Genomic DNA, 22,282 nt, shown 5'->3' on the forward strand with positions numbered 1-22,282 from the left:
CTTTAGAAGGAAACTTCTAAGGGCTTTTTTAGTGTTGATTTTTGATAGTTATCTTGTTATTTACCTATTTTCAGAATATTATATACAGGGTTGAAATCTTATATTTATAGGTTTTTACGTTATTAATTTGGGTTGTGTTAGTACTATTAGTATAGAAATTACTTAAATTTTTATCATTTTTGTAGTTTTTTTAGAGAATTATCACTTTTCCTCTATTCGTAAGATATTTTCTATGGTAAAATGGGTGACGTATTAAAAAGTGTCAAAGGAAAGTTAAATGCGAACAAAAGATTTTATCTACTATGCTAGTGCAGCTGTCCTCATGGCGGTGACCACTCAGGTAGCCAGTGCGGATGAGGTAGCCACTCAAATGCCTACAGTTACTGAAGGGAACCAATATCAACCTGCGACTGCAGCAGATATTTTTGGTGATGGAGCAGTTCTTGCGCAAGAGTCACCAGCAGCAAGACCAAGTTTAACTGTTGCGGAAACATCTACAGCCACAAGTGAAGTAACAAACTCAAGTGCTCCACAAGTCAGTCAAGCGAGCTCAACAACGGTTGTAGCATCTGAATCAAGAGGAGTTGCATCTGAATCTGTAGTTCAGCCGAACACGGTAGAGAGTTCTGAAAATGCTAGGGTATCGACTTCTTCTGAGGTTTCAAGCGAGGTTGTAGCTGGACCTGCTAAATTGACTCATGCTTCAGGTTCATCTAATGATACTGATGTTTTAAAACCGAAGGCTAGCTTCTCAATTGAGAACAACAACAAGGTAACTGGTACCTTTGATGCGGTGGTTCGAGATATTGTTGCACCATTGGGTGTTAAAGAGGTTCTTATCCCATCTTGGAGTCTAGCTAATGGTCAAGATGATTTGATTTGGCATAAGGCAGCTAAGCAAATGGATGGCTCTTATCGTGTAACGATTAAGGCGGTTGATCACAAGGGCGAAGCTGGGAATTACCGTGCGGATGCCTATGTTGTTGACCGAACAAATAAGAGACATTATATTTCTGAGAAAGTAGTCTCTGTAACTTACTCTCGTCCAAGCGCAACCCTAACTATTGAAAATAATAATGCAGCTACAGGCACTTTTGATGCTGTGGTGAAAAACATCATAGCTCCTACAGGTCTGAAAGAAATCTTAGTACCGTCATGGAGTCTAGTTGGTGGACAAGATGATTTGATTTGGCATAAGGCTACGAAACAAGCGGATGGTTCTTACCGTGCTACCATTAAGGCAAGTGACCACAAAAATTCAACCGGTAAATACCGTGCCGATGCTTATATTGTAGATAATTTTAACAAGCGTTTCTACTTGACTGAAAAAGTGGTGGAAGTTAGCCAATCTCGTCCAAGTGCCAGCCTAACGATTGAAAATAACAATGCTACGACAGGAACTTTTGACGCGGTGGTTCGCAATATTGTTGCGCCTAATGGTCTTAAAGAGATTCTGATACCTTCATGGAGTCTTGTTAATGGACAGGACGATTTAGTTTGGCATAAGGCAAGTAAACAAGCAGATGGCAGCTATCGTGTGACGATTAAGGCTTCAGAACACAAACATTCAACTGGAAAATACAGAGCGGATGCTTATCTCATAGATAATACTGGTAACCGCCAGTATTTGACTGAGGCTGTGGTTGAGGTCAATGAAACTAAGCCAAGTGGTAGTATTTCTATCTTAAATAACAATGGTTCTGGAACTTTTGATGTGGTCATCAGTGATGTCTATAGCCCTAAAGGTGTGCGTACGGTTCAGGTACCTATCTGGTCTGAGACTGATGGTCAAGATGATATTCGTTGGTATGAAGCTACACGTCAAACAGATGGCAATTACAAGGTTACTGTTCAGGTAGCCAACCACAAAAACGTAACTGGTATTTACAATGTTCATCTTTACTTTATCCAAAATGATGGCTCACGAATCAGTGTAGGGGGAACACAAACAAAAGTTACTTTGTCAGAACCTAAAGCCGACCTTGCCATCACTGCTCTCAACAATGCTACGGGTAGCTATGATCTTGTTATCTCAAACTTGATTGTGCCACGAGGTTTCAAAGAAGTCCTAGTTCCAACCTGGTCAGAAAAGAACGGTCAAGATGATATCATCTGGTACAAGGCAGCCAAGCAAGCTAATGGAGACTATAAGGTAACTGTTCGTTCAAGTAACCATAAAGGTGATAGCGGCCTTTATAATTCTCATGTTTATTTGGTTGACAATGATGGTAAATTCATTGGCCTAGGTGGCAAACAAGTGACACTTGATATCACTAAAACTCAAGGAACATTGACTATTACCAATAATGATAAAAATCGTGGAACTTTTGATGTTCTTATCACCAATCTGACGAATCCAAGCGGTATTTCAGGTGTGGTAATACCTGTTTGGTCTGAGCAAAATGGTCAGGATGATCTTGTTTGGCATAATGCCACAAAACAGGATGATGGTTCCTACAAGGTGACTATTTCAGCCAGTCAGCACAAGTGGAATTCAGGCAAGTATATCGTTCATGGCTATATTGTTGATGCTTCTGGTAAGAATATCGGCTTTGGCGCTACCTCTGCCGATGTGGTAGCACCTAAGAAAATCGGTTCGGCATCAAGAGGAAACTACGATGTTTTAAATAAGGTTGTCTATCTAGATGCTGGCCATGGTGGCTATGATCCAGGAGCTTCGTACTTTGGTATTTCTGAAAAGAGCTTGACTTTGGCAATCCAAAGCCGTGTGAAAGCTAAACTAGAATCAGAAGGTTATCAAGTTGTGACCATACGTACCAGCGATACCTATGTTGATTTGACGGATCGCTCTCGTGCAGCTAATGCCTCTGAATCAGATATCTTCGTAAGTATCCACATCAATGCTTCAGGCAGTTCAGCAGCACAGGGAATCGAAACTTATTATTACCAACCTTATGCAGAATACCCATCACGCATTAATGCGACCTACCATGCTAATCCGACTCGTTTGAGTATGAGTGACACTTTGGCCAATGCCATCCAGTCCAGCCTTATTAATGCGACTGGCGCTCAGAATCAGGGTGTGAAACGTCAAACCTTTGCAGTCTTGCGTGAAACGACAGCGCCAGCAGTTCTCCTTGAACTTGGCTTCTTGTCAAATCCTCAAGAAGCAGCCCGTTTGAATACCTCTGCTTATCAAGAGACTTTAGCTAACGCAATTGTGGCAGGGATTAAGCGTTATTATTCTGTTTATAACTAATAGATTGAGAGAATTTTATAGTTCTCTCTTTTTTTATTTTAAAGGAGCGAAAACGCTTGCATAAATCTAATCTAAATGGTATATTAAAAAACATGAAAACGTTAACCAAAAGGAGTTAGTATGAAAAGAAATACTCAAACTAATGACGAAAAAGTCCTTCGTTATAGTCTTCGCAAGTACAAGTTAGGGTTGGCTTCTGTAACCATTGGAGCTGTTTTTTTGAGCTTTGCTGCTACTCATGGAGTCAAGGCAGAAGAAGTAGTGTCAACACCTGCCTCAAGTACACAGGTAGAATCAGCTGATTCTAGTCTTACCACCAGTGGTCTAGTAACTGAAACGCCAACAGCTCCTCTAACAGCCGAGAATGCCACAGTGTCCAAGGAAAATGAGCCAGTTTCTCTTTCAGAAGAAAATACTAGCCGTACCGAGCCTACCAATCTAACTGAAACTAGCGAAAACACGCCAAAAACAGTAAGTACTAATAATAGTCAAGCTCTCACTAATACATCTGAGGAACCTATTGCTGAGGGGACTATTCGCTTGCATTTCCAAGAGTTGCCAAGTCAGGATAAGGCATCACTTGGGCTTTGGACTTGGGATGATGTGGAGACGCCATCATCTCAGAAAGGTGCTTGGCCAACAGGAGCAACCTCATTTGCAGAAGCCAAACAGGATAATTATGGTGTTTACTTGGATGTAAAGCTGTCTTCAACACCTAAAAAGCTTAGTTTCTTGATTAATAATGCCGCTGGAACGAACCTTTCAGGGGATAAAGCAGTCGAAATTCTTAGCCCTCAAATGAATGAGGCTTGGATTGACAAAGATTTTCAAGTTTACAGTTATCAACCTATCCCTCAAGATCACGTTCGTATCAATTATTTCCGTACGGATGGCGACTATAGTAATAAGTCTGTCTGGTATTGGGGTGATGTTAAGGATGCTCCAAGTAATTGGCCTGATGGTGTCAATTTCCAACCAAATGGTAAATATGGTGCCTATTTAGACATTCCGCTAACCGAGGCTGCTAAATCTATCGGATTTTTACTCTTAGATGAGAGCAAAACAGGAGATGATGTGAAAATTCAACCAAATGATTATAAATTTAGTGACTTGAAAAAAACTCGTCAGCTTTTCGTACGAGATACTGATACGACAGTCTACACCAACCCTTATTTTGTTAAGGATGTGCGTTTGACTGGAGCTCAGCAGCTTAGTCCAAGCCAAATCGAACTTAGCTTCACCAATTTAGAAGATGTTTCATCTGAGGATATTCTCAAAGACCTAAAGGTGACAGACAAGGATGGTAACAGTGCAACTCTTAAACAGCTTGAGTTGGATGCTAAACTCAAAAAAGCTACATTAACAGGTGATTTTGCTGCGGAAAATCTGCCTTACAAGGTCACTTTGGGCAATGATAGTTTTAAAACGTCTGAGAGTTGGCAATTGAAGGATGCGCTCTACAGTTACGATGGTGAATTGGGTGCCCGTCTTCAAGAGAATGGTACTAAGGCACATGTGACACTTTGGTCACCAAGTGCAGATCAAGTAGATATCATTGTCTATGATAAGAATAATCAAGACATGGTTCTTGCTGAACATGCCCTAAGCAAAGGACCTCGAGGTACTTGGCAAGCTGACTTGCTTGCGACTGATCTTGGTTTGGAAAACTTAACAGGTTATTTCTATCAATATCGCATTAAACGTGGTGATCAGTCTGTAATCGTTTTGGATCCTTATGCTAAGTCTTTGGCTGCTTGGAATAGTGACGATGCCAGCAAGGGACCTGAACACAAGATTGCCAAGGCTGCCTTTGTAGATCCTGCTAATTATGGACCAAAAGATCTTGACTACGCTAAGATTCCAAACTTTAAATCTCGAGAAGATGCCATCATTTATGAGGCTCATGTCCGAGATTTCACCTCTGATAAGGCTATCTCAGCTGAATTGAAACACCAGTTTGGGACTTTTGCAGCCTTTGCAGAGCGTTTGGATTATCTTAAAGATCTCGGTGTTACCCATATTCAGCTTTTACCAGTATTAAGCTACTATTTCGTCAATGAAATGCAAAATGGGAAGCGTTTGGATGCCTATGCATCAAGTGATAGTAACTACAACTGGGGCTATGATCCACAAAACTATTTCTCTTTGACGGGTATGTATTCTGAAAACCCAAATGAACCAGCTAAACGTATCGAAGAATTCAAGAATTTAGTTGCTGCTATTCATGCCCACGGTATGGGCGTTATCTTGGATGTAGTCTATAATCATACAGCCAAGACAGCTATTTTTGAAGACCTTGAGCCAAATTATTATCACTTTATGGATGCTGATGGTACTCCTCGTTCGAGTTTTGGAGGGGGTCGTCTAGGCACGACTCACTATATGAGTCGTCGTGTCTTGGTTGATTCGATTGCTTATCTTACTAAGGAATACAAGGTGGATGGTTTCCGTTTTGATATGATGGGTGACCATGATGCTGAAAGTATCGAGCAAGCTTACCATGCTGCAAGTGCCCTTAATCCAAACCTTATTATGCTTGGTGAGGGCTGGGTGACTTATACTGGCGATGAAAATAGCCCTGTTCAGCCTGCCGATCAGTCTTGGATGAAAGACACAGATACCGTAGCTGTATTTTCAGACGATATTCGAAACACCCTCAAATCAGGTTATCCAAACGAGGGGACACCTGCCTTTATCACAGGTGGCAAACGTGATATTAATAAGGTCTTTGACAATATCAAGGCACAGCCAACTAACTTCGAGGCTGATTCTCCAGGTGATGTGATTCAATATATTGCTGCTCACGATAATTTGACCCTTTTTGATATCATCGCCCAATCAATCAAGAAAGATCCAAGCAAGCCTGAGAATAATGCTGAAATTCATCGTCGCTTGCGTCTAGGAAACCTTATGGTCTTGACAGCTCAGGGAACACCATTTATTCACTCTGGTCAGGAATACGGCCGCACCAAACAGTTCCGTGATCCTGCCTACCGTTATCCTGTGTCTGAGGACAAGGTGCCGAATAAGTCACATCTCTTAGTGGATGAAAAGGGCAATCCATTTGACTATCCTTACTTTATCCATGATTCTTATGATTCTAGTGATGCCGTCAATCATTTTGACTGGACTAAAGCAACTGATAGCCAGGCCTTCCCAGAGAATACGAAAACTCGCGCCTTTACCAAAGGTTTGATCGCCTTACGTAAGTCGACAGATGCCTTCAATTTCAAATCAAAAGCAGATGTAGATGCACGTCTAACGCTATTGACAGTTCCTGGTCAGGACAATGTCGCTCAAGAAGATTTGGTATTGGGATACCAAACTGTTGCTTCGAATGGAGACCGTTACCTTGTCTATGTCAATGCTGATAGCAAGGCTCGTCAGTTTGATTTGAGCAAGATTACAAATGGCCTATCCTATCTGGTTTTGGCAGATGGCAGTCAAGTCAATTTATCCGGAATTAGTGAGTTATCAGGTGTTGCAATCAACAATCACATCTTGACCTTGGATCCACTAACAGCGACTATTATTCGTTTGACTAATGCTAAAACACCAACTGAGGCAGTAGATCAGCCTTCTGAAAAGACCGGGTCATTTGGTGGTAAAAATACTGAGGCAACTAAAACAAATGTCAAGGCTTCAGGTAAAGAGGACCTTGTTGGAGATGCTGAACTTGTTAATCGTGATAATGGTCAGGCTAAGACTGAAGCTAGTCATCAGACTGATAAACAACTGCCATCCACTGGTGAAAAGACAAATCGTGGACTCTTTGTAGCAGGTCTGCTAAGTATTCTTAGTCTAGGATTCCTTCGAAAACGTCGTACAAAATAATAAGTAGCAACAGGTTATTTCCTGTTGTTTTTCTTTTATTTAGAATCATTCTTATCTGCTCTTTAGAATAGTTCTTAAATAGCCTAAAACCGTTGACAGTGCTGGTTTCTTCTGTTAGTTTAGATATTGTTCTCTTACATACGAGAGATCATTATTGACTTATCATCGTTCGTTTTTTATTAATGATAAAACGACGATTCACATATATAACGACAAATGTCGAACACTATCTTGAAAATAGGAGACATTCATGAAAAAACTTAGCAAACTTGGTGTTGTTCTTTTGGCATCAGGACTTTTATTGACGGCTTGTGCCAAATCTGGTAATTCAAGTCATTCAAGTTCAACTAGCTCAAAACTCACAGCCAGTGAGCAAAAGCAATTGAAGCAGGCCACAAGTGATTACAAGACTTTCGTAGAAGGCGAAATTGATCAGCTTTTGAAAGATACTGAAGGATTCAGTGAAACCCTCAAGTCAGGAAATCTTGAAGAAGCTAAGAAACAATACCCATTGATTCGTATGGCTTACGAGCGTTCAGAGCCGATTGCAGAAAGCTTTGGTGAGTCTGACGTGAAAATCGACTACCGTTTGGTTGATTACATGGACGAAAATAAATCAGAAGACGGTTGGTCAGGGTTCCACCGTATCGAACGTATCATGTGGCAAGACAACACGACAGAGGGTACTGATACCTATGTAGATAAGTTGGTTAACGATATTAAGGAACTCAAAGCTAAAATTGCAACTGTTAAAGTTACTCCAGATATCATGCTGACGGGTGCTGTAGACCTTCTTAATGAAGTTGCTACTCAAAAGATTACAGGTGAAGAAGAAGTCTTCTCACACACCGATCTTTACGACTTCCGTGCCAATATTGAAGGGGCAGAAAAAATCTTTGAACTCTTCAAGCCATTGATTCAAAAGAAAGATGCTAAGCTTGTTAAGACTTTGGAAACAGAATTCAAGAATGTCAATGGTCTTTTGGACAAACACATGACTGATGAGAAAAACTATAAGTCTTATACAGATTTGAGTGAGGCAGATACTAAGGAATTGGCCGAAGCTGTAACTAAACTTGGTGAACCATTATCACAAATGGGTGTTATCCTAGATGGGAAATAAGAAAAATGACTGACGAAAAATTTTTAGATAAAAAAATGGACCGTCGTGAATTTCTTAAAAAAGCAGGTATTGGAGGGGCTGGGCTTGCGCTTGGTCTTTCTGGTGCATCTGCTTTTTTCGCTAATCAGGATAGTTCAACAAAAAAAGCCCTTGATGGGGATGAAGATATTAGCTTCTTTGGTAAGCACCAAGCTGGGATTACGACTCCCATGCAGAAGGCTTGCTACTTGGTGGTTCTAGATCTTCATACAACTGATAAAAAAGAAGTGATCCAACTCTTTAAAGACTGGACAGACTATAGTAGTAAATTGGTCGAAGGAGAGCTGGTCAAAAAAGATGGTTCCAATGCCCTCTTACCTCCAACAGATACAGGTGAAACAGTGGGACTCAACCCCTATCGCTTGAGCCTGACTTTTGGTGTTTCGGCTGATTTTCTTAAAAAACTTGGCTTGGAATCCAAGCGTCCTAAGCTCTTCCGTGATTTACCTCCATTTCCAAAGGAGCAGTTGCAGGACAAGTATACAGGCGGAGATATCGTCATACAAGCCTGTGCGGACGATGAACAGGTAGCCTTCCATGCTGTTCGAAATCTGATCCGCAAAGGTCGTAATAAAATCACCATGAAGTGGAGCAAATCTGGTTTTGCAGCCATCGGAGATCGTAAGGAGACGCCGCGAAATCTCTTTGGTTTTAAGGACGGTACTGCCAATGTTACGACGGAAAAGGAATTCGACAAGGTTGTCTGGACTGATAGTAAAGATTGGATGAAGGGTGGTTCTTATATGGCTCTTCGTCTAGTACAGATGCACTTGGAGACTTGGGATCGTACCAATTTGCAGGAGCAGGAAAACACCTTTGGCCGCTATAAGGAATCAGGTGCTCCCTTTGGTAAGAAAGATGAGTTTGACGAAGTAGATCTGTCAAAACTACCAGTCGATTCGCATGTCCGTTTGGCTAAAGAAGTAGATCTTCCTATCTTACGTCGTTCCTATTCTTATTCTGATGGCATTGATGAGAGAACTGGCCAGTTTGATGCAGGCTTGATTTTCATTGCCTACCAGAAGGACCCAGACCGTTTTGTCAAAATACAGACCAATCTTGGTGCTGTAGACAAGATGAATGAGTACATCACCCATATCGGAAGTGGGCTCTTTGCTTGCTTTGCTGGCGTGGAGAAAGGAGGCTACCTTGGTCAAGCACTCTTTGAATAAACTCCTCGTTTTGCTTGGACTTTTAGCTCTATTCTGGTCCTATCCAGTTGCTGCTGAATCCTATAGTGATCTCTATATCAAAATCACAGATGCAACAACAGCTGTTCAAAACAAGGATCAAGCAAAAGCTAAGGAATTAGTTGGTGAGATTAAAACTGATTTCGAAACTAAAGAAAATCACGATTCCAAGGCTGGTAAAAAAGTTAGCAAGGCTCTTGATATTAAAGGTGACGTGACAGAAGAAGACCTAACCTCTATCTCGTCAGCCCTTCTTAAATTTGAGAAAGAGCAAAATCCTGTTGACTTGGATGCCGAAAAGGAAAAACTTGAGACCCGTCTCAATCCTTATTTCAAGAATTTACAGGATGCCATTACGGCTAAAGACCTAGCTGAGACCCGCAAAACTTATGGCGAATTGAATAATGCTTGGACGCGAAATGAAGCTGTTGTCCGTGACCACAGTACTGCCTACTACGGCAAGATTGAGACGGCTATTTCACTTTTGCGAAGCAGTATTGAGACGGAGCCTACTGATTTCACCAGCATCCAGTCATCCTATGATGATCTCAAGGGTGGGATTGATGACTTTATCAAGGGCGTCCCTCTTGATAGCACAAGCTCAAGTTTAACCCTAAAAGATGGTATTAAGCTCTTGGAAAAAGCTCTCGGTCAATTCCAATCAGGTGATGAAAAAACGGCTGCGGCAACTATGAAGAAGTTCATCACTATCTGGCCAACCATTGAAGGTGACGTGAGCACGACTAACCCAAGCCTCTATACGCGCGTGGAGAGTGAAACACCGGTTATCATGGTTAAGGGGAAAGAAAAAGCTTATCAGGACAAACTGCAAGCCTTAATTACAGACCTATCAGCTATCGATACCAGTGCTTCTTATAATGCATTTGATGCCATGTTGATTCTCTTGCGTGAAGGGGTTGAAGCCCTCCTCATCGTCATGGCTCTTGTGACAACTCTTAAGGCAGCTAAGATGCGTAAGGGACTCAAATGGGTTTATGGCGGAGCCATTGCTGGTGTTCTTGCCAGCGCAGTTATAGCTGTTATCTTACAAGTTGTTTTTCCAGCCGTAACTTCGGGCTCTAACCGAGAAATTATTGAAGGTGGCGTTGGTATCTTTGCAGTTGCGATGATGATTCTGATTGGTATTTGGCTTCATAGCAAGTCTTCAGTCAAACAGTGGAATGACTTTATGGACCGTCAGATGAAGACAGTGACGGCTACTGGAAGTTTTGTATCTATGTTTGCCCTTAGTTTCTTGGCTGTCTTCCGTGAAGGTGCCGAGACCATTCTTTTCTATGTTGGTATTATCCCACGTATCACGACAGCTAATTTCTTGATTGGTATTGCTTTAGCCATTGCAGTTCTTGTTATTATTGCCGTTGCTATGACTAAAGCTAGTCACTATATTAAACCACATCGTATCTTCTTTATTTTGACCTGGTTGATTTATGCCTTGGCCTTCAAGATGCTCGGTGTCAGCATTCATGCCCTTCAGTTGACTAATATGATGTCCAATCATTTGATTAGTGGTTTCCCAACCATTGATTGGGCTGGTATCTATCCAAGCTGGGAAGTCCTAATTCCACAACTTATCTTTATTGCTATCATTGCCTTTGTAACGGTGAAACAGCATGGCAAGAAGTAAGGACGAGATGACCATTGTTGAGCATCTGGTGGAATTTCGGAGACGTTTCATTGCAGTAGTGTTGTGCTTTTTCCTAGTTTTTTGTATTACTCTGTTGTTTGCTGGGCAACTCTATGCTTATCTAACCAGAGGATTTGATAAGCCCTTATTGGTTCTTGGTCCTAACGATATTCTCTGGATTTACATTAACTTAGCCAGTCTCATGGCTGTTACGGTCACTTTGCCCTTTACCACCTACCAGATTTGGCAGTTTGTAAAACCTGGTTTGAGGGATAATGAAGCGCGTGCCATCTTTGCCTATATTCCAGCAACTTTTGTCTGTTTTGTATTGGGTTTGGCCTTTGGTTATAATTTTGTGAGTCCAGCTATCTTAGAAGTGCTTTTAAAGCTAGGTGAAGGACTCTTTGATACACAAATTACAGCACAAAACTACCTTAGTTTTTTACTGCATACGACAGTGCCTTTGGCTGTTCTCTTTGAACTTCCCGTAGTTGTTAGTTTCCTAACCTCTATAGGTATATTGACACCAGTATTTCTGACACGCTATAGACGCTATGCTTACTTCATTCTCTTGGTATTGGCAGTCGTTCTGACACCAGCCGACTTTATTAGTGACTTGGCCATGACTGCTCCCTTAATCTTACTCTATGAAGTTAGCGTAGCTCTTAGTAAGCTCATTTATAAACGTAAACAAAGAAAATATAAAGATAAATAGAAAGGAGATTTCATGGGAATTCTACGTGATATCGGAGCTCCAGGACTTATCATTATCGTCCTAGGAGCCCTCCTCATCTTTGGTCCTAAACGCTTGCCAGAACTTGGACAATCTATCGGTAAAATGTTAGCAGAATTTAAAGCAGCGGTAAATAAGACTGATGATAAAAAAGACGAAGAAGACAAGACTAAAGACTAAGATCTCTATCTAAAGGTTATCTTCAAGTTTCTTGACAATTCTAAGCTTTTATGACATAATACACTTGTATTGAATAGTAAGTCTATATCATAGGCAAGAAAAGACCCCAAGCTAACTTCCACATAAGCTCGGGGTCTTTTTTAGCACTATCTATCCTTGTTTAACCACTTGTCGATTAGACGAAGGATAACACCGACCACAATAGGTCCGATGATAGTTTTGAATAGTAAATCCATCATAGGCAAACTCACCTCCCTTCGTAGGCGGTGTCGAGGTGCCAAAGGATATTATATCATAGATTGAAAGAGATATGTTTAGTGAGTGATAGGAAGTATCAGTTAGAATGTGGTTTAATCATGCCAAACAAAAAATCAGCTCAAGAGGGCTGATTTTTTTATCTTACAAACTGATACGTTTTTCTGTTTCAGCGTCGAAGAAGTGACCTTTAGCAACGTTGAAAGTAAGGTTAACTTTTTCACCTGGATTATGGAAGTCACGCGCATCAACACGGGCAGCAAACTCAGTTTCTCCAAGTTTTAGGTAGAGCATTGTTTCTGCACCAAGAAGCTCTGAAACGACGACTTCAGCATCTACATTGGCATCTGGATAAACTTCTTGAACAATTGGACGGCTTGAAACATCTTCAGGACGGATACCAAAGATTACTTCATTGCCTTGATACCCTGTCTCTTTCAAGATTTTAGCTTGACCCTCAGAGATTGCAATATCCAAACCTTCAGAGTTAGTAATGCGGTTACCATCAACCTTAACATTAAAGAAGTTCATAGCAGGACTTCCGATGAATCCGGCAACAAATTTATTGGCTGGCTCATTATAAAGTTCTTGAGGGGTACCAATTTGTTCGATACGACCGATAGTACCAGAACCATCAGGATTTTTAGTAGAACTCATGATAACGATACGGTCAGCAAGAGTCATAGCTTCTGTTTGGTCGTGGGTAACGTAGATAGTAGTTGCACCAATATTGCGAGTAATTTTAGCAATTTCAGCACGCATGGTCACACGAAGCTTAGCATCCAAGTTTGAGAGTGGTTCGTCCATGAGGAAGACTTTAGCATCACGAACGATAGCACGTCCCATAGCTACACGTTGACGTTGACCACCAGAGAGGTCTGCAGGCTTACGATCTAAGAACTCAGTCAAACCAAGGCTAGCAGCAGCTTCACGGACACGTTTGTCGATATCATCTTTTTTATATTTACGAAGTTTAAGACCAAAGGCCATATTTTCATAAACAGTCATGTGAGGGTAAAGTGCGTAGTTTTGGAATACCATGGCAATGTCACGATCTTTTGGTGATTTGTCATTAACCACCTCACCATCGATATAGAGTTTACCTTCTGTGATTTCTTCGAGACCAGCAACCATACGGAGAGTTGTTGATTTACCACATCCTGAAGGACCTACGAAAACGATGAATTCCTTGTCTTTGATGTCGATACTGAAATCTTCGACAGAGTAGTGAGTTGCATTTGGGTATTTTTTGTAAATTTTATCCAGTTTAAGAGTTGTCATATCATTTATCCTTTATTATTTAACTGATCCGCCGGTTACACCTTCAACATAGTATTTCTGCATGAAGATAAAGAGAAGGGTGATTGGGATGGCGATGATAATAGCACCTGCGGTAAATGGAAGGAACCATTCATTGATAGCGTCTTGGTTAAGCATTTGGTAGAGTCCAAGGGCAACCGTATATTTATCTTTAACGTCGCCGAGGATAACAGATGCAAAGATGAAGTCTACCCAAGGTCCCATGAAGGCCATGAGGGCAGTGTAGACGATGATTGGTTTAGAAAGTGGCAAGGTAATCTTAGTGAAGATTTGAAGTCGAGTTGCCCCATCAATCATTGCTGATTCATCCAAAGAGTAAGGAATGGTATCAAAGAAACCTTTCGCAATGTAGAATCCAAGAGCTGCCCCAGCAGAATATACCAAGACCAAAGATGTCAAGGTTTGTGTCAAATTGAGGGCCTTCAAAATGTAGTAGACCGCAATCATTGACATGAATCCAGGGAACATGTTAAGTACAAGTGCCAATTTCAAGAAGCCATTTCTGTGTTTGAATTTAATACGGCTAAGTGAGTAGGCCATACCTACGGTAATCAAAGTTGAGAGGATACATGTACATGTGGCAACGATGAAAGTATTGATGAACCATTTTCCAAATGGGTAAGCATCGCTGGTAAACAGTTTAATGTAGTTATTAAAAGTGTAAGTCTTAGGGAAGAAGTAAGGCACCGCATTAGCTCCTTCACCACGGAAACTTGTAAGGAAGATCCAAATAATAGGGATCAACCAGATGACAGCTAGAACTGTCAATAGAATATAAGTACCAGTTAGGTAAAGATTTTTCTTACGTTTCATTATTTAGCAGCCCCTTCCTTGAATGAAGATGATCTTGTGTAGGCCAAGAGACTGAATGTTGCAGAGATGGCGAAAATCAAGATACCGATAACAGATGCCAAGTTGTAGTCTTTAGCGCTAACAGTCAGTTTGTAGAGCCAAGTTACCAAGAGGTCAGTTGAACCCGCTTGATAGTATTCAGAGTTAGTAGGTCCACCACCAGTAAGGAAGTAGATAACGTTGAAGTTATTGATATTACCAATGAATTGTTGAATCAACGATGGTGCCATAATCAAGAGAATTTGTGGAAAAGTGATGCTCTTGAAAATTTGGAATTTGCTTGCTCCATCAATTTCAGCAGCTTCAATCTGCTCAGTTGGCAAGTTCATGATGATACCAGTTGCGACCAACATTGTGAACGGAATACCAATCCACATATTTACAAAGATAATAGAGAACTTAGCCCAGAGAGGGTCAGTCAAGAATGGAATTGGTCCATTAGTAAGATGCAAGGTTTGAAGTAAACCATTCAAAGGCCCATGGTCATTAAGGAAGTTACGCATCAAAAGAAGGGATACGAACTGAGGAACGGCGATAGTGATAACAAAGAGAGTACGCCATACTTTCTTGAATTTAAGCCCTTTAGTGTTGAGCAAGAGAGCAAGGACAATACCGAAGAAGAAAGTTGTTGCTGTTGCAGCAACTGCCCAAATCAAGGTCCATGTCAAAAGTGGGAAGAAAGTACCAGCCATACGACCTTGTAAGACTTCACCAAAACTTGAGAAACCAACCCAGTCAAAGAGTGATTTAGGTGCTGGGTGATTGTGGTCAAAGTTAGTAAAGGCCAAACAGATCATGTAGATCAAAGGCAAGATTGTGAAGAGCAAAACTCCAATCAGTGGGACAGTCATAAGACCCATGTGGAAACGGCCATCAGCCAAGGTCTTGAAGTCTTCGATAAAGTTAGGAACTTTACGTCCAGACTGTTTGAGGGCCATGAGATGTCGAGCGCTTTTAAGGTTACACCAGTAAATATAAGCGAAGACTGCACAGAAGATTAATGACGCAAGTCCAAAAATCAACATAAGCATTGAATTATCTCCAGCAACCTGAACTGTAAGTTTAACGCCATTAACCTCTTTAACGGCCTCACCTTGTTCTTGAGTTCCCAAAGTAATCATTCCTTGAAGAGCTGGGACAATTTGGATAACGAATGCTACTAAGAAGGCAATCTCAGAAAAGAGGAAAAGCAATCCCTTGGTAAACTGTTTGTTAACCAAGTTTGCTAATCCCATTACCAGAAAGGATAATTTGACATCCCATGTACCTTCTTTGAAGACTTGGCGCATAGGAGTTGTGTCGTAGATTGTTTGTGACATAGATATCTCCTCAGATAAATGTGTGATTAGTGATGGTTTCTATTTTGTCTACAAATAAAAGATAAAGAGGATAGGAACTTGACCCACCTCTTTACCTTGTCATTGTTAGGATTCTTATTTAGCCGCTGCCAAATCTTTATCAAATTGTTGTAATTTAGTAAGGAATTGGTCTTCCTTGATTTTACCGTTATAAGCGTCACTCATAAGAGCAGCACTTTCAGTCCAGAAGACTGACATTTGACTAAGTTTAGGCATAACAGTTGTGTACTGCTCAGATGAACCCATAGTAATTACAGCTTGTGCAAGTGCATCCTTTTGAACAGCTTCAGAAGCTTGAACTTCTTTGTTGGCTGGGATGATGTGACGGTCTTCATTAGTGAATTGGTTATTTTGACTGTCTTTGCTTGTCAAAGCTTGTGCCAATTGGTAAGAAGCAGCAATACGTTCAGCGTTACCTTTAGATGGTGTTTGGTTAACTGCGTAAAGTTTTACACCCATGAAGGCTTTTTGTTGAACGTCTTGACCACCGATATTAACTGTTGGGTAAACAGCAATACCAAGATTGTCTTTACCGACAGCTTTAGCAGCTGCAGCGTAGTCCCATGGTCCTGATTGGAAAGCATCAACAGAACCATCTTCGAATTTAGCCATCATGTTAGCTGAATCAACATTAACAAATCCTTTGTTGTCTTTTTGAGCTGCGATGAATTTAAGAACGTTCACACCAGCTTCATTGCCCCAGTTAGTCCCTTTAACATCTTCACCGTTAGAGCCAAAGAGTGTGTCACCAACTGAAAGGAAGAGAGGACCAGTTACATAAGCATTAACTTCTTTCAAGTTGCTACCAAATTTAGCTTTAGAAGTGATTGTTTCATATGATTTCACATCTTCTTCATTAAGTTTAGATTTGTTGTAGTATGTAACTTGAGTTTCGATACCGTATGGGAAGGCGTAAGTTTTACCTTTGTATTGAGCACCTACAGCAGCTTGTTCAGTATCTTGCTCAGCAATTTCTTTTGAGTATTGCTCTGGGATTTCTTGGATAGCTCCAGCGTCTACCAATTTACCGAGTTGGTCATGTGGAAGTGAGAAGACATCTGCAGCAGTAGAAGCGTCCTTAGTCAAGTTTTCTTGAGCATTTGGATCTTCCATTTCAACCATATCAACTTTGTAACCAGATTTCTTTTCAAACTGTGCTACTGTATCTGAGTAAGATTTCTTAGCACCAGTTGGTACCCAAAGTTTCAAAGTCTTGCTATCTGAGCTTGAGCTCTTGCTTGAGTTTGAGCCACAAGCTACCAAGAGCGATCCAGCCACAAGTAATCCAGCACTACCAAGTAATACCTTTTGCCATTTTTTCATTTCTATTTCCTCCAGAAATTTAGTTTACGATAAACATTATGCAACCGTTTCCACAATCTGTCAAGTATTTTATAAAAAAATTTTTAACTTTGTGCAAACGATTGCAAAACTAAATTGTTTCGGTTATAATTGTTCTTGTATTTTACGACTATAAATATTTATTAGAATGAGAGGAAAATAATGGCTACAATTAAGGATGTTGCCCAAAAAGCAGGAGTAAGTCCTTCAACGGTTAGTAGGACCTTAAAAGATAATCCAGCCATTTCTGAAGAAACAAAAAACAAGGTGCGGGCGGCTATGGATGAATTAGGTTATGTCCCCAATCTTGCAGCTCAGATGTTGGCAACTGGCTTAACTCATAGTTTAGGTGTGATTCTTCCTCCTTTGGCGAATAGAGAAAATATCAGTCAACCCTTCTATATGGAAATTCTAACAGCAATTAATGAAGAAGCAAGTCGCAATTCTCAGGTCGTCAGTATTGCCACAGGTGCTAGTTTGGATGAATTAGTTAAACAAGTCGAACTCATGCATCGCCAAAAACGAGCTGATGGTTTCATTATTCTCTACTCTGAGAAGAATGATCCTGTTAAATCCTATCTCCTAAAAGAAAAAGTTCCTTTTGTCGTCATTGGAGCTGCAGGTGATACAAAAGATAAGGTTACCTACATCGATAATGACAATAAGGCCTTAGGTAAGGAAGCAGTGACTTATTTATCATCTCATGGTCATAAAAAAATAGGTTTTATTACGGATGACCTTTTTGGTCAAGTGGGACAGGAACGTTATCGAGGTTATAAAGAAGCAGCAGATGAACTAGAATTAGAAATCTTACCTGAACTTGTATTTTCATCTAAAACAATCGATAAGCTAAAGAAGGAATTAGATAGATTTTCTCCGACAGCTTTGATTGTCAAGGATGACCTTATCGCCCTTCGTCTCATTCAATGGCTAAACAATCAAGGAATTAGAGTACCTGAAGATTATGCCATTATTTCTTTCAATAATTCTACTTTTGCAGAAATCATGCATCCGTTCTTGACCACTTTTGATATTAATATCCAAGAACTTGCTAAAGAAAGTGTACAAAGTCTTATGGGACTCCTTAAGTCAACTAAGAACAAGTCACAGAAAGTCATCATTCCATTTAAACTTATAGAAAGAGAAAGCGTCTTAACGCATTCATAATATCTTAAGGAGAATCTAAGTAGTTGGTTAGTAAATTAGCCGGCTACTTTTTTATTTTATGTAAGATGACTATTTTCCGGAATTTACTAGAAGCCTCGGCTTAAAAACACTCTCTCAAATTGTAAGCGTTTGTTTTGCGAACAATTATTCAAGAAAAAATAAAAAAAAATCTATTTTTTTGTTAAAAATTCTTGACTAATGCAAACGTTTGCATTATAATAATAAGTGTAAAAAATAATTTGAGGTAAACGTTATGAACAAACGAGCAAGCGGTGTTTTGATGCACATCACATCACTTCCAGGTGACTACGGGATCGGGTCTTTCGGTCAAGCAGCCTATGACTTTGTTGATTTCTTAAAAGAAACAAAACAAACTTTCTGGCAGATTTTGCCACTTACTACAACAAGTTATGGGGATTCACCTTACCAATCATTCTCAGCGGTAGCAGGAAATACACACTTTATCGATTTGGATTTCCTTATTCGTGACAAATTTTTAACTAAAGCTGATGTTAAAGACGCTGACTTTGGGTCAGATCCTGAGTTTATTGACTATGCTAAAGTTTACGAAGCACGTCGTCCAATTCTTGAAAAAGCAGTTAAAGCAATTTTAGCAGATAAGAAAGAAACTAAAAGATTCGAAGCTTTTAAAACTAAAAATGCTAACTGGTTAGCTGATTATGCTGATTTCATGGCTATCAAAGAACACTTCGATAACAAAGCACTTCAAGATTGGGATGATAAAAAAGCAGTTAAACGCGATGAAGCAACTCTTGAGAAACTTCGCAAAGAACTTGCTGATGTTATCACATATCACCAAGTGGTACAATACCTCTTCTTTAGCCAATGGGCAGAACTAAAAGCTTATGCTAACAAAAATGGTATTCAAATCATCGGTGACATGCCAATCTACATTTCAGCTGATAGTGTTGAAGTTTGGACTCAACCACATCTCTTCAAACTAGACGCTGAATGTAAACCGCGTTACATTGCAGGAGTTCCACCTGATAACTTCTCAGCAACTGGTCAACTTTGGGGTAACCCAATCTATGCTTGGGATAAACACAAAGCTGAAAATTATGCTTGGTGGGTATTCCGTATTCAAGAATCATTTAAACTTTATGATTACTTGCGTATTGACCACTTCAAAGGGTTCTCTGACTTCTGGGAAATTCCTGGAGGTGATGAAACTGCTGAAAATGGTGAATGGGTTCCTGGACCTGGTTATGACCTTTTCAAAGTGGTTAAAGAAGAATTGGGTGATCTTAAAATCATTGCCGAAGACCTTGGTAACATTGATGATAAGACACGTAAACTTCTTGCAGACTGTGGTTACCCTGGAATGAAGATCGTTCAATTTGGATTCTACGATACTACTGGAAACAGCATAGACATTCCACACGTATACACACAACATTCAGTCGCTTACACAGGTACACATGATAACGAAGTAATCAACGGTTGGTACGACAACTTGACGCAAGAGCAACGTGATTATACTGATGCATACATCAACCGTCGTCAAGGTGAACCAATCACACGTGCTCTTCTTCGCACCCTCTTTGCTACTGTAAGCAACACAGCTATTGCGACTATGCAGGATATCCTTGATAAACCTGAAAATAGCCGTACAAACTTCCCTAACACAGTTGGTGAAAACTGGAAATGGCGTATGCTCCCAGGTGAAATCACTGTCGACAAGAAAGAATTTTTGACAGACATTACAGAAAGATATAATCGAGGTAATAACTAAAATGGCTACATTTACACAATATGTTGAAGCAAAAAACAAAAATCTTAAGGACCTTTCAAACGAAGAAATCTACTATCTTTTGTTGGAATTCGTAAAAGAAGCAGCTGCTCCAAAACCAAAAAACGATAGCAAACGTAAAGTTTACTATATCTCAGCTGAATTCTTGATTGGTAAACTTTTGTCTAACAACTTGATCAACTTGGGCATCTACAAGGATGTTAAAGCTGAATTGGATGCTGCTGGTAAATCAATCAGTGAAATTGAAGACGTTGAACCAGAACCATCTCTTGGTAACGGTGGTTTGGGTCGTTTGGCTTCATGTTTCATCGACTCTATGGCAACACTTGGCATCAACGGTGAAGGTGTTGGTCTTAACTACCACTGTGGTCTTTTCAAACAAGTCTTCAAAGACAACAAACAAGATGCAGAACCAAACTACTGGATTGAAGATCAATCATGGTTGGTACCAACTGATATCTCTTATGATGTTCCATTCAAAAACTTCACATTGAAATCACGTTTGGATCGTTTGGATATCTTGGGTTATAAGAAAGAAACTAAGAACTACCTTAACCTCTTTGACATCAATGGTGTGGACTACGATTTGATTGATAAAGGAATCACTTTTGATCAAGACGAAATCCAAAAGAACTTGACACTTTTCCTTTACCCTGATGACTCAACTCGTAAAGGTGAGCTCTTGCGTATCTACCAACAATACTTCATGGTATCAAACGCTGCTCAACTTTTGATCGACGAAGCTATCGAACGTGGATCTAACCTTCACGACCTTCCAGATTACGCTTACGTACAAATCAACGATACTCACCCATCAATGGTAATTCCAGAATTGATCCGTCTTTTGACAGAAAAACATGGATTTGAATTTGATGAAGCAGTAGCAATCGTAAGCAAAATGGTTGGTTACACAAACCACACTATCTTGGCTGAAGCCCTTGAAAAATGGCCTCTTGACTACCTTGAAGAAGTTGTTCCACACCTTGTTGTTATCATCAAGAAATTGGATGCTATCATTCGTGAAAAATTCGAAGATCCACGTGTTCAAATCATTGACGAACACAACCGTGTTCACATGGCACACATGGACATCCACTTCTCTACAAGCGTTAACGGTGTAGCAGCACTTCACACAGAAATCCTTAAATCTTCTGAGTTGAAACCATTCTACGACCTTTACCCAGAACGCTTCAACAACAAAACAAACGGTATTACATTCCGTCGTTGGTTGGAATTCTCAAACCAAGAACTTGCTGACTACATCAAAGAATTAATTGGTGATGGTTACCTTACTGACGCAACACAATTGGAAAAATTGGCTGCCTTTGCAGATGATCCAGCAGTTCACAAACGTTTGGCTGAAATCAAATATGATAACAAGTTGTCACTTAAACGTTATCTTAAAGCCAACAAAGGTATCGATCTTGATGAAAACTCAATCATTGATACTCAAATCAAACGTTTCCACGAATACAAACGTCAACAAATGAACGCTTTGTATGTCATCCACAAATACTTGGAAATCAAAAAAGGAAACCTTCCAAAACGTAAAATCACTATCATCTTTGGTGGTAAAGCAGCTCCTGCCTACGTTATTGCTCAAGACATCATCCACTTGATCTTGTCACTTTCTGAACTCATCAACAATGATCCAGAAGTAAGCAAATACCTCAACGTTCACTTGGTTGAAAACTACAACGTAACAGTTGCTGAACACCTTATTCCAGCAACAGATATCTCAGAACAAATCTCATTGGCTTCTAAAGAAGCTTCAGGTACAGGTAACATGAAATTCATGCTTAACGGTGCCCTCACTCTTGGTACAATGGACGGTGCCAACGTTGAGATTGCTGAATTGGTAGGACCAGAAAACATCTTCACGTTCGGTAAAGACTCTGATACAATCATCGACCTTTACGAAAAAGAAGGTTATGTATCACGTGATTACTACGAAAAAGATGCTAACATCAAAGCAGCTGTTGACTTTATCGTAAGTGAAGACCTCGTTAAAGTTGGAGATAAAGAACGCTTGGAACGTCTCCAAAAAGAACTTATCTCTAAAGACTGGTTCATGACTTTGATTGACTTGGCTGAATACATCGACAAGAAAGAAGAAGTATACGCAGCTTACGAAGATCAAGATGCATGGAACAAAAAAGTTGTTTACAACATCGCTGAAGCAGGATTCTTCTCATCTGACCGTACAATCGAACAGTATGACAAAGACATCTGGCACACAAAATAAAAATCTAGT

General features: G+C 40.2%; 15 protein-coding genes. 10 read left to right on the forward strand and 5 right to left on the reverse strand.

The window, feature by feature from the left end; all coding sequences use genetic code 11:
• Positions 1–277 precede the first annotated feature (277 nt).
• From H7U02_RS04370 to H7U02_RS04400, 7 genes are all read left to right on the forward strand, one after another.
• Positions 278–3,220, forward strand: coding sequence for a GBS Bsp-like repeat-containing protein (locus H7U02_RS04370; protein ID WP_110981388.1), 2,943 nt, complete (start codon positions 278–280; stop codon positions 3,218–3,220).
• A gap of 120 nt (positions 3,221–3,340) precedes the next feature.
• Entirely contained in the window at positions 3,341–7,054 is a 3,714-nt protein-coding gene (locus H7U02_RS04375) for a pullulanase (protein ID WP_110981389.1), read from the forward strand.
• Positions 7,055–7,304: 250 nt separating this feature from the next.
• Complete coding sequence (efeO, locus tag H7U02_RS04380) at positions 7,305–8,177, forward strand: iron uptake system protein EfeO (RefSeq protein WP_110981390.1); 873 nt, start codon at positions 7,305–7,307, stop codon at positions 8,175–8,177.
• 5 nt (positions 8,178–8,182) lie between these two features.
• On the forward strand, positions 8,183–9,388 hold the full coding sequence (efeB, locus tag H7U02_RS04385) for an iron uptake transporter deferrochelatase/peroxidase subunit (RefSeq protein ID WP_048675863.1): 1,206 nt from the start codon (positions 8,183–8,185) through the stop codon (positions 9,386–9,388).
• Positions 9,366–11,051 carry an FTR1 family iron permease gene (locus H7U02_RS04390; RefSeq protein WP_048675860.1) on the forward strand — a complete coding sequence of 562 codons (1,686 nt, stop codon included), beginning with the start codon at positions 9,366–9,368 and terminating at the stop codon, positions 11,049–11,051. Before efeB ends, H7U02_RS04390 begins: the two co-directional genes overlap by 23 nt.
• Complete coding sequence (tatC, locus tag H7U02_RS04395) at positions 11,038–11,766, forward strand: twin-arginine translocase subunit TatC (protein WP_201042860.1); 729 nt, start codon at positions 11,038–11,040, stop codon at positions 11,764–11,766. Before H7U02_RS04390 ends, tatC begins: the two co-directional genes overlap by 14 nt.
• Before the next feature lie 12 nt (positions 11,767–11,778).
• Entirely contained in the window at positions 11,779–11,964 is a 186-nt protein-coding gene (locus H7U02_RS04400) for a twin-arginine translocase TatA/TatE family subunit (protein WP_021144181.1), read from the forward strand.
• Positions 11,965–12,110: 146 nt separating this feature from the next.
• Here H7U02_RS04400 and H7U02_RS04405 read toward each other — a convergent pair whose 3' ends face one another.
• The 5 genes from H7U02_RS04405 to H7U02_RS04425 form a co-directional block, all read right to left on the reverse strand.
• Positions 12,111–12,203, reverse strand: a complete 93-nt coding sequence (locus H7U02_RS04405; RefSeq protein ID WP_004182539.1) for a type I toxin-antitoxin system Fst family toxin — start codon at positions 12,201–12,203, stop codon at positions 12,111–12,113.
• A 160-nt stretch (positions 12,204–12,363) separates the two neighbouring features.
• On the reverse strand, positions 12,364–13,500 hold the full coding sequence (locus H7U02_RS04410) for an ABC transporter ATP-binding protein (protein WP_014634479.1): 1,137 nt from the start codon (positions 13,498–13,500) through the stop codon (positions 12,364–12,366).
• Between the two features lie 15 nt (positions 13,501–13,515).
• Positions 13,516–14,352, reverse strand: coding sequence for a sugar ABC transporter permease (locus H7U02_RS04415; RefSeq protein WP_004182537.1), 837 nt, complete (start codon positions 14,350–14,352; stop codon positions 13,516–13,518).
• Positions 14,352–15,710 (reverse strand): carbohydrate ABC transporter permease, encoded by a 1,359-nt coding sequence (locus tag H7U02_RS04420; RefSeq protein ID WP_073949988.1) that lies wholly within the window; start codon positions 15,708–15,710, stop codon positions 14,352–14,354. Before H7U02_RS04420 ends, H7U02_RS04415 begins: the two co-directional genes overlap by 1 nt.
• 114 nt (positions 15,711–15,824) lie before the next feature.
• Positions 15,825–17,072, reverse strand: a complete 1,248-nt coding sequence (locus H7U02_RS04425; protein ID WP_070577217.1) for an extracellular solute-binding protein — start codon at positions 17,070–17,072, stop codon at positions 15,825–15,827.
• 180 nt (positions 17,073–17,252) lie between these two features.
• On the opposite strand from H7U02_RS04425, the gene H7U02_RS04430 reads away from it, so the two are divergent.
• From H7U02_RS04430 to glgP, 3 genes are all read left to right on the forward strand, one after another.
• Positions 17,253–18,257, forward strand: coding sequence for a LacI family DNA-binding transcriptional regulator (locus H7U02_RS04430; RefSeq protein WP_002885097.1), 1,005 nt, complete (start codon positions 17,253–17,255; stop codon positions 18,255–18,257).
• A 253-nt stretch (positions 18,258–18,510) separates the two neighbouring features.
• On the forward strand, positions 18,511–20,010 hold the full coding sequence (gene malQ / locus H7U02_RS04435) for a 4-alpha-glucanotransferase (protein ID WP_070656245.1): 1,500 nt from the start codon (positions 18,511–18,513) through the stop codon (positions 20,008–20,010).
• 1 nt (position 20,011) lies between these two features.
• Positions 20,012–22,273: a glycogen/starch/alpha-glucan family phosphorylase gene (gene glgP, locus H7U02_RS04440; RefSeq protein WP_201042862.1), complete on the forward strand. Its 2,262-nt coding sequence runs from the start codon at positions 20,012–20,014 to the stop codon at positions 22,271–22,273.
• Positions 22,274–22,282 lie beyond the last annotated feature (9 nt).

The organism is Streptococcus sp. 3.1, from assembly GCF_016648915.1.
Classification (GTDB): Bacteria; Bacillota; Bacilli; order Lactobacillales; family Streptococcaceae; genus Streptococcus; species Streptococcus salivarius_E.

Bases quoted from the DNA above. Each gene is read 5' to 3' on its own strand.
- H7U02_RS04370 (WP_110981388.1), top strand. From the start codon at position 278: ATGCGAACAAAAGATTTTATCTACTATGCTAGTGCAGCTGTCCTCATG.
- H7U02_RS04425 (WP_070577217.1), bottom strand. From the start codon at position 17,072: ATGAAAAAATGGCAAAAGGTATTACTTGGTAGTGCTGGATTACTTGTG.
- H7U02_RS04420 (WP_073949988.1), bottom strand. From the start codon at position 15,710: ATGTCACAAACAATCTACGACACAACTCCTATGCGCCAAGTCTTCAAA.
- efeB (WP_048675863.1), top strand. From the start codon at position 8,183: ATGACTGACGAAAAATTTTTAGATAAAAAAATGGACCGTCGTGAATTT.
- malQ (WP_070656245.1), top strand. From the start codon at position 18,511: ATGAACAAACGAGCAAGCGGTGTTTTGATGCACATCACATCACTTCCA.
- efeO (WP_110981390.1), top strand. From the start codon at position 7,305: ATGAAAAAACTTAGCAAACTTGGTGTTGTTCTTTTGGCATCAGGACTT.
- H7U02_RS04375 (WP_110981389.1), top strand. From the start codon at position 3,341: ATGAAAAGAAATACTCAAACTAATGACGAAAAAGTCCTTCGTTATAGT.
- H7U02_RS04405 (WP_004182539.1), bottom strand. From the start codon at position 12,203: ATGATGGATTTACTATTCAAAACTATCATCGGACCTATTGTGGTCGGT.
- H7U02_RS04415 (WP_004182537.1), bottom strand. From the start codon at position 14,352: ATGAAACGTAAGAAAAATCTTTACCTAACTGGTACTTATATTCTATTG.
- H7U02_RS04400 (WP_021144181.1), top strand. From the start codon at position 11,779: ATGGGAATTCTACGTGATATCGGAGCTCCAGGACTTATCATTATCGTC.
- H7U02_RS04430 (WP_002885097.1), top strand. From the start codon at position 17,253: ATGGCTACAATTAAGGATGTTGCCCAAAAAGCAGGAGTAAGTCCTTCA.
- tatC (WP_201042860.1), top strand. From the start codon at position 11,038: ATGGCAAGAAGTAAGGACGAGATGACCATTGTTGAGCATCTGGTGGAA.
- H7U02_RS04410 (WP_014634479.1), bottom strand. From the start codon at position 13,500: ATGACAACTCTTAAACTGGATAAAATTTACAAAAAATACCCAAATGCA.
- glgP (WP_201042862.1), top strand. From the start codon at position 20,012: ATGGCTACATTTACACAATATGTTGAAGCAAAAAACAAAAATCTTAAG.